Source organism: Frankia sp. CeCAU1, from assembly GCF_977971845.1.
On the sequence record NZ_CDWWXA010000003.1, the window covers coordinates 76,672 to 85,393 of the forward strand.

The window sequence follows — 8,722 nt, forward strand, 5'->3', positions numbered from 1 at the left end:
CGCTGGGACAGGATGATCGCATCCTCGTAGTTGTGCCCCTCCCACGGCATGAAGGCGACCAGCAGGTTCTTGCCGAGCGCCATCTCACCGTTGTCGGTGCACGGGCCGTCCGCGATGACCTGGCCGGCCTCGACCCGGTCGCCCTCGTTCACGATCGGCTTCTGGTTGATGCAGGTGCCCTGGTTCGACCGGCGGAACTTCGCCAGCCGGTAGGTGCGCCGGGTGCCGTCGTCGTGCATGACGGTGATGTAGTCGGCCGAGAGATCCTCGACCACCCCCGCCTGGGCGCAGACGACCACGTCGCCGGCATCCTTGGCCGCGCGGGCCTCCATCCCGGTGCCGACCAGCGGCGCCTCGGAGCGCAGCAGCGGCACCGACTGGCGCTGCATGTTGGAGCCCATGAGCGCGCGGTTGGCGTCGTCGTGCTCGAGGAACGGGATCATGGCAGTGGCCACGGAGACCATCTGACGGGTCGAAACGTCCATGTAGTCGACCTCATCCGGCGGGATGAACTCGACCTCACCGCCCTTGCGGCGAACCAGGACACGATCCTCCGCGAACGTTCCGTCCGGCCGTAGCGGCGCGTTCGCCTGCGCCTTGACGTGCCGGTCCTCCTCATCGGCGGTCAGGTAGTCGATCTCGTCGGTGACGCGGCCGTCCACGACCTTGCGGTACGGCGTCTCAACGAAGCCGAACGGGTTGATCCGGGCGAACGTCGACAGCGAGCCGATCAGACCGATGTTCGGGCCTTCCGGCGTCTCGATCGGGCACATCCGGCCGTAGTGGCTGGGGTGTACGTCGCGGACCTCGAAGCCCGCCCGCTCTCGAGAAAGGCCGCCTGGGCCAAGTGCGTTCATCCGGCGCTTGTGAGTCAGACCAGCCAACGGGTTCGTCTGGTCCATGAACTGCGAGAGCTGACTGGTGCCGAAGAACTCCTTGATGGAGGCGACGACCGGCCGGATGTTGATCAGGGTCTGCGGCGTGATCGCCTCGACATCCTGCGTAGTCATCCGCTCGCGGACGACCCGCTCCATCCGGGCAAGTCCCAGCCGGACCTGGTTCTGGATCTGCTCGCCGACCGAGCGCAGGCGACGGTTGCCGAAGTGGTCGATGTCGTCGACCTCGTACTCGGCCGGGTCGGCACCCGCGTGCAGCTTGACGACGTACTCGATCGTGCGCACGATGTCGTCCTCGGTGAGGACACCGACGTCGTGGGCAACACCCAGGGAAAGCTTCTTGTTGACCTTGTAGCGACCGACCTTGGCGAGGTCGTAACGCTTCGGGTTGAAGAAGAGGTTCTCCAGCAGGGTCTGCGCCGACTCCCGTGTCGGCGGCTCACCCGGGCGCAGCTTGCGGTAGATGTCGAGCAGCGCATCGTCCTGGCCGGCGGTGTGGTCCTTCTCCAGGGTGATCCGCATCGACGGGAAGTCACCGAACCGCTCGAGGATGCGGGCCTCGTCCCAGCCGAGCGCCTTGAGCAGCACCGTGACGGACTGACGGCGCTTGCGGTCGATCCGCACGCCCACGGTGTCGCGCTTGTCGATCTCGAACTCCAGCCAGGCTCCCCGGGAGGGGATCACCTTGCAGGAGTACAGGTCCTTGTCGGAAGCCTTGTCGAGGCTGCGCTCGAAGTAGACCCCCGGAGAGCGCACGAGCTGGCTGACCACCACGCGCTCAGTGCCGTTGATGACGAAGGTGCCCTTCGGGGTCATGAGCGGGAAGTCACCCATGAACACCGTCTGGCTCTTGATCTCGCCGGTGTTGTTGTTGGTGAACTCGGCCGTGACGAACAGCGGGGCCGAGAAGGTCATGTCCTTGTCCTTGCACTCCTCCACGGAGTACTTGGGCGGTTCGAACCGGTGGTCCCGAAAGGACAGTGACATCGAGCCGGAGAAGTCCTCGATCGGGGAGATCTCCTTGAAGACCTCCTCGAGACCCGAGGTGATCGGAACGTCGTCACGGCCGGAATCGATGGCCTCCTGTACCCGCTCCGCCCAGGCGTCACTACCGATCAGCCAATCGAAGGACTGCGTCTGAAGAGCAAGGAGATCCGGGACCTCGAGGGGCTCGATGATCTTAGCGAACGAGATGCGGGAGGAAGAGCGCGAGGCGGCCAAGGTGGTCCTTCCGGTGGCCTGATCGTCGGGCTGGCGTCGCGGACGTCAAGTATCCGTCGGGGAATGGTCAGGTGATCAGTGTCTCGCTACGGTTGTCAGGAACGGCGGCGGGGGGTGCCCCACCGGTGAGATGATGGCTGCGGGACGCGGAGGCCGACCCCCGGGCGTCCGGCGTAGCGGATGTGCGGCCGACAAGCCGACAACGGGCACGCGAAAGCCTCGCCACGGCATGTGCGCGCGGCGACACGAGTGTCCGCTGAGAACAACGGATCGGTGTATGGGCAAGGGTTTCGCTCAGGGTCCTCGGTGTGGCAGCCGTACAGCCGTGCCACACTCCGGCACGACCAGCGCGCCCCCGCATCGTCCCGGACCGACCGCGAGTACCGCTCCGGACCACGTAACCGGAACCGCCTCGCGGTGCATACCAGCCCCCGAACAGGGCCGACCATCACCAACGGCACGGCGTCGGCGAGGCCGATACAACGAGAAGGGCAGCGCAAACTAGCAGTGTAGCCGAAGGGCACACCGCTGGCAAGGACCTGCGTGATGGGACCAGGCAGGGAGGACGTAGCGCACCGCATCCGCTCCCGACGAGGGTTCGCAAACTTGATGGAACTCCGATCCACAGAGGCCGTCAACCCCCTTCGGAAAACGTCACGAACGGACCCGACCTGCCCATCTGTGCATCGGGCCGCCTGCGGTGGACCTTTCGGGCCTTCCAGACAGCACGTGCCGGGGCACCGCAGAGGGGTGCCCCGGCACGGGGGTGGCCGCCACGGCCACGCCGGGTGGCCGCAAAGGACGCTCCGTCCGGCGACGAGCATTGCCGAACGGAGCGTCCAGGGCAGCGGGGTGCTGCCAGTACTGCTCGGACTGCCGGTACTTACTTGACGGTGACCGTGGCGCCGGCGCCCTCGAGGGCCGCCTTCGCCTTGTCCGCCGCCTCCTTGGCAACCTTCTCCAGGACTGGCTTCGGAGCCCCGTCGACGAGGTCCTTGGCCTCCTTCAGCCCGAGGCTGGTCAGCGCGCGGACCTCCTTGATGACCTGGATCTTCTTGTCACCGACGGATTCAAGGATGACGTCGAACTCGTCCTGCTCCTCGGCGGCCGGCGCCTCGCCGCCCGCACCACCGGCGGCCGGAGCGGCGGCCACGGCGACCGGAGCCGCAGCGGTGACACCGAAGGTCTCCTCGAACTGCTTCAGGAACTCCGAGAGCTCCAGCAGGGTCAGTTCCTTGAAGGCATCCAGCAGCTCTTCGGTCGACAGCTTCGCCATGGTGGCGGTTCCTTCCTCGTCATGCCTGATTCGGGGTGGCCTGCTCGTGACTGCGAGCGACCTGATTGTGATCTCGGGGCGGCACCATGGTGGCGCCGCTCGGCTACTCGGCGGCAGCCTCGGCGGCCGGCTGCTCGGCGACGCCGGCGGACTGGCCTTCGCGCTGCTCGCGCAGCGCCTCGGCGAGCCGGGCCACCTGGGACAGCGGAGCGGCGAAGAGCCCGACAGCCCCGGCCAGCGTGCCCTTCATCGCCCCGGCCAGCTTCGCCAGCAGGACCTCGCGGGACTCAAGATCCGCAAGCTTGCGAATCTCGTCGGCGGTCATCGGCTTGCCCTCGACGAAGCCGCCCTTGAGCACCAGGGCCGGGTTCGCCCGAGCGAAGTCGCGCAGGCCCTTGGCCGCCTCGACCGGGTCGCCGCTGACGAAGGCGACGGCGGTCGGCCCGACGAACAGGTCGTCGAGTCCGGTGACCCCGGCCTGCTCCGCCGCAATCTTGGTCAGGGTGTTCTTGACCACGGAGTAGCGCGTGCCCTCGCCGAGGGCACGCCGCAGCTCGGTGAGCTGGCTCACCGTCAAACCGCGGTACTCCGTGAGCACCGCGGCGGTCGAGCCACGGAACTCCTCGACGATCTCCGCCACCGCGGCGGTCTTCTCAGCTTTCGCCATGGGGCTCCTTCGGGGTGTCGGCTGGTCATCCGGAAACGCCCCTGGAACATGACGAACGCCCCGGCGCAGGCGCACGGGGCGTGAAGGGCGGCGGTGGCGCTACCGGGTGCGTCACCCGGCTGCGTGCATCCGTCACGGAACTTCCCGTCCGTCACCTGCGCGGGCCGCCCGGGGAACCCGGGGCCTTCGGCCGTCGGTCGAACCGGACGAGGAGTGGCCCTCGACGGGAACGGAGACGGCAACCAGCGGTCTTCGGTGTGGAACTGGATATCAGTGTACGCGACTGCTGTACGCGACTGCTGTACGCGACTGCTCGTCGCTGTTCGCTCGCCCGGCGGCCGCACGCATGGCTTCGCGCGGCGATGCCTCCGGACGAGCGAGAGCCGCCGGACGGCTCGGATCAGGCGGCGGCACCCTCGTCGAGAAGGTTGCGGGTGCGGTTCGGGTCGACCGGGATACCCGGGCCCATGGTGGTCGCGAAGGTGATCTTCTTCAGATACCGGCCCTTGGCCGCGGACGGCTTCACCCGGACGATCTCATCCAGGGCAACCGTGTAGTTCTCGATCAGCTGGGTGTCGGTGAAGTTTGTCTTCCCGATGACGATGTGCAGGTTACCCTGCTTGTCTACCCGAAAGTTGATCTTTCCGCCCTTGATGTCGGAGACGGCCTTGCCGATGTCCAGCGTCACGGTGCCGGTCTTCGGGTTCGGCATCAGGCCGCGGGGGCCCAGGACCCGAGCGATCCGACCGACCTTCGCCATCTGGTCGGGCGTCGCGACGGTCGCGTCGAACTCCAGGAAGCCCTCCTGGATCCGGGCGACCAGGTCATCGCTACCGACGATGTCGGCCCCGGCCGCGCTCGCCTCAGCGGCCTTCTCCCCGGCGGCGAAGACAGCGACGCGGGGGGACTTCCCGGTGCCGTGCGGCAGGTTGACCGTGCCACGGACCATCTGGTCGGCCTTGCGAGGGTCGACCCCGAGCCGGATCGCAACCTCGACCGTCGCGTCGTACTTCGTCGTCGAGGTCTGCTGCGCGAGGCGGACCGCCTCCAGCGGGCTGTAGAAGTTCTCCGGGTTGATCTTCTCGGCCGCGGCGCGGTAGGCCTTGCTGCGCTTCATACTGTCTGTCTCCTCGTGGTGATGGCGGACGGCCGTCGAAGGGACGCGGCGACGTGGACACGTCCTGTCCACCCGGCACCTGCGCCCGGCCGCCCTCCCACTGGTCGGTCCGGTGGTGGGGGAACGCGAGGGCGTACTACTCGCCGACCGTGATACCCATGGATCGAGCGGTGCCGGCGATGATCTTCTCGGCGGCCTCGATCGAGGTGGCGTTGAGGTCCGGGAGCTTGGTCTGGGCGATCTCGCGGATCTGCGCTGCGGTGAGTTTGGCAACCTTGTCCCGGTGCGGGGTGCCACTGCCCTTCTCCACGCCCGCGGCCTTGAGGATGAGCCGCGCGGCCGGCGGGGTCTTCGTGACGAAGGTGAAGGACCGGTCGTCGTAGACGGTGATCTCGACCGGCACGACGTTGCCGGCCTGTGACTCGGTCGCCGCGTTGTACTGCTTGCAGAACTCCATGATGTTCACGCCATGCTGACCCAGCGCGGGGCCGACCGGCGGCGCCGGGGTGGCCTTGCCGGCGTTGATCTGGAGCTTGATGATCGCAGCGATCTTCTTCTTCTTGGGAGGCATGTGCTCGTCTTCCTACCGGGGTTCTACGGAGCGGATCAGATCTTCGCGACCTGATTGAACTGCAGCTCGACGGGCGTCTCCCGACCGAAGATCGAGACCAGCACCTTCAGTCTCTGGGCGTCGAGGTTGATCTCGCTGATGGTCGCCGGGAGTGTGGCGAAGGGGCCGTCCATGACGGTGACGGACTCGCCGACCTCGAACTCCTGCACCCGGACGGTCTCGACCTTCTTCTCCTTCGGCACAACCGGGGCAAGGATCGAGAGGACCTCCTCCCGGCGCAGCGGGGAGGGCCGGTTGGTGAGCCCGACGAACCCGGTCACACCCGGGGTGTTACGGACCGCCGACCACGACTGATCGGTCAGATCCATCCGGACGTAGATGTAACCCGGGTACTTCTTCTGCTGGACAAGCTGCCGCTTGCCGTTCTTGACCACCGGGACCTCCTCGGTGGGCACCTCAATCTGGAAGATGTAGTCCTCCATGTTGAGGCTGGAGATCCGGGTCTCGAGATTGGTCTTGACCTTGTTCTCGTACCCCGCATAGGAGTGCACGACGTACCACTCGCCAGGCGCGTCCTCGATCGCCCGCCGCAGGTCGTCGTCGGCGACGGCGTCGGCGGCGTCGTCGGCGTCGGCGTCGGCGGCGTCGGCGGCGTCGTCGGTCAGGGCCGGCGGCACCGTCCCGACCGCCGGAGAGACCGGGAAAGCGCCCTCGGCGGTGGGATCGGCCTCGGGGGCGGGATCGGCCTCGGCGGTGGCGTAGACGTCGCCGAGCTCGGCGCCGGCGTCCGTGCTCGCCACCTCGTCGTGCTCGAACGCCGCGAGGGGATCGAGACGGGCGAGGGCCTCCCCCTGCTCGGAGGAGGCGTGCTCGGGCGACTGGGACACGCGGACGATCCTTACTCTCGTGAACACTTCTGCTGCTGTGGACCCGCGAAGCGGCGCTGCGCGGGCGTGGGGCGGGCCGGACGGGCAGCCAGCTCGCCGATGGGCAGCTCCAGCGACCACCGCCTGCTTCGGCCCCGGCCTGTCCGGCGGTGGGACCCGTCAGCCGAAGATCGCGAGGACCGCCTTCGTGAGGCCGAAGTCGAGGGTGGCCACGAACGCCGTCATCACGCTGACGAAGACAAGCACGACCAGCACATAAGTGATCAGCTCACTCCGCCCGGGGTAGACAACCTTCCGCAGCTCCGCCATGACCTCGCGGATGAACACAAGTGGCCGATACCGACGTCGACCCGCGGCACGCGTAGCCCGCTTGGGGCGCGGTGCCGCGTCACGGGTATCGGTCGCCACTCAACTCCACCCACTCCGTCATCGAACCAGCGTCATCGGACCAGCCAGGTCATCGGACCAGCCAACTGTCGAACAGCGCAGGGGCGACAGGACTCGAACCTGCAACCGCCGGTTTTGGAGACCGGTGCTCTACCAATTGAGCCACGCCCCTAGACACACACCCGGATCCTTGCGACCGCTACGCCACCATACCCCGGCTATGCGCTACGTAGCGCATAGCCCAGCCGCACGGTGATGTACCGGAATGGGTACCCGAGCGGATCGAGCATACCCCTTTGCCGCCTGGACTCCGCGTACGGCGATCGCGTCGAGGGGGTAGCGGGGGGGCGAGGAGGCTGGCAGCCTGTCACGGAGGTTCGAATGGATGCGGCCGGACGGGCCGGAAGACCGTTGCCGGAGGGTCCGGACGGATCCCACGGTACGTCCACGTGCATCCGACACGCGTGTGACAGCCGTGGCAGCATGGCGGCCATGAGCAGGATCTCGCACCGCATCGGGGGGATCGCCCCCTCCGCAACGCTCGCCGTCGACGCCACCGCCAAGGCGATGCGCGCCGCGGGCCGCGACGTGATCGGGTTCGGCGCCGGGGAGCCGGACTTCCCAACCCCGGACCACATCGTCGCCGCCGCCGAGAAGGCATGCCGTGAGCCCCGCATGCACCGCTACAGCCCGGCCGCGGGCCTGCCGGAGCTGAAGCAGGCCATCGCCGAGAAGACCGCCCGAGACTCGGGGGTGATCGTCTCACCGAGCCAGGTCCTGGTGACCAACGGCGGCAAGCAGGCTGTCTACGCGGCGTTCGCGACGCTGCTCGACCCGGGGGACGAGGTGCTCCTGCCCGCCCCGTACTGGACGACCTACCCGGAGTCGATCCGGCTGGCCGGGGGTGTCCCGGTCGACGTCGTCACCGGTCCGGAAGCCGGGTACCGGGTGACGGTGGAACAACTGGAGGCGGCACGCACCCCGCGGACCAAGGTTCTGCTGTTCAACTCCCCGTCGAACCCGACCGGCGCCGTCCACACCCCCGAGGAGGTCCGCGCGATCGGACGGTGGGCCGAGCAGGCCGGGATCTGGGTCATCAGCGACGAGATCTACGAGCATCTGGTCTACGGCGAGACAAGGTTCGCCTCCGTTCTCGCCGAGGTACCTGAGCTCGCCGAACGCTGCATCATCGTCAACGGGGTCGCGAAGACCTACGCGATGACGGGATGGCGGGTCGGTTGGCTGATCGGGCCGGCGGACGCCGTGGCCGCCGCGACCAACCTCCAGTCCCACGCGACGTCGAACGTCTCGAACGTCGCCCAGGCCGCCGCGCTTGCCGCGGTCGCCGGCCCGCTGGATGCGGTCGCCACGATGCGCACCGCCTTCGACCGCCGCCGGCAGACGATGCACCGCCTGCTGTCGCAGACGCCCGGGATCCGCTGCCCACTGCCCGACGGGGCGTTCTACTGCTATCCGTCGGTGCGGGACGTGCTCGGGCGCACCCTGCGCGGCCGTATCCCCACCACGTCCGCGGATCTGTGCCAGCTGATCCTCGAGGAGGCTGGGGTCGCGATCGTGCCGGGTGAGGCCTTCGGCACTCCCGGCTTCGCCCGGCTGTCCTACGCGCTGAGCGACGACGATCTCGTCAAGGGAGTCAGCCGCCTCTCCGCCCTGCTCGCCGAGGCGGCCTGAGGCCGCCG

Annotated in this window: 8 protein-coding genes and 1 tRNA gene; 1 reads left to right on the forward strand and 8 read right to left on the reverse strand. The window is 68.0% G+C overall.

What is annotated here, in order from left to right:
- The 8 genes from rpoB to AC08OO_RS01450 all read right to left on the reverse strand — a co-directional run.
- A partial coding sequence (gene rpoB / locus AC08OO_RS01415) for a DNA-directed RNA polymerase subunit beta (protein WP_476618158.1) occupies positions 1–2,117 on the reverse strand: 2,117 nt, incomplete at its 3' end.
- A gap of 883 nt (positions 2,118–3,000) precedes the next feature.
- Positions 3,001–3,393 (reverse strand): 50S ribosomal protein L7/L12, encoded by a 393-nt coding sequence (gene rplL, locus AC08OO_RS01420; protein WP_476605934.1) that lies wholly within the window; start codon positions 3,391–3,393, stop codon positions 3,001–3,003.
- Between the two features lie 103 nt (positions 3,394–3,496).
- Entirely contained in the window at positions 3,497–4,060 is a 564-nt protein-coding gene (gene rplJ / locus AC08OO_RS01425; protein WP_011435030.1) for a 50S ribosomal protein L10, read from the reverse strand.
- A gap of 400 nt (positions 4,061–4,460) precedes the next feature.
- Positions 4,461–5,177, reverse strand: a complete 717-nt coding sequence (gene rplA / locus AC08OO_RS01430) for a 50S ribosomal protein L1 (RefSeq protein ID WP_476605933.1) — start codon at positions 5,175–5,177, stop codon at positions 4,461–4,463.
- A 136-nt stretch (positions 5,178–5,313) separates the two neighbouring features.
- Complete coding sequence (gene rplK / locus AC08OO_RS01435; protein ID WP_476608867.1) at positions 5,314–5,748, reverse strand: 50S ribosomal protein L11; 435 nt, start codon at positions 5,746–5,748, stop codon at positions 5,314–5,316.
- Between the two features lie 35 nt (positions 5,749–5,783).
- Entirely contained in the window at positions 5,784–6,635 is an 852-nt protein-coding gene (nusG, locus tag AC08OO_RS01440) for a transcription termination/antitermination protein NusG (RefSeq protein ID WP_476608866.1), read from the reverse strand.
- Between the two features lie 159 nt (positions 6,636–6,794).
- Positions 6,795–7,043, reverse strand: a complete 249-nt coding sequence (secE, locus tag AC08OO_RS01445; RefSeq protein ID WP_011435026.1) for a preprotein translocase subunit SecE — start codon at positions 7,041–7,043, stop codon at positions 6,795–6,797.
- 78 nt (positions 7,044–7,121) lie between these two features.
- Positions 7,122–7,194, reverse strand: a tRNA-Trp gene (locus AC08OO_RS01450).
- 311 nt (positions 7,195–7,505) lie between these two features.
- Between AC08OO_RS01450 and AC08OO_RS01455 the strand changes: the two genes are divergently transcribed.
- Positions 7,506–8,714 (forward strand): pyridoxal phosphate-dependent aminotransferase, encoded by a 1,209-nt coding sequence (locus tag AC08OO_RS01455; RefSeq protein ID WP_476608865.1) that lies wholly within the window; start codon positions 7,506–7,508, stop codon positions 8,712–8,714.
- The last annotated feature ends 8 nt before the right edge of the window (positions 8,715–8,722 follow it).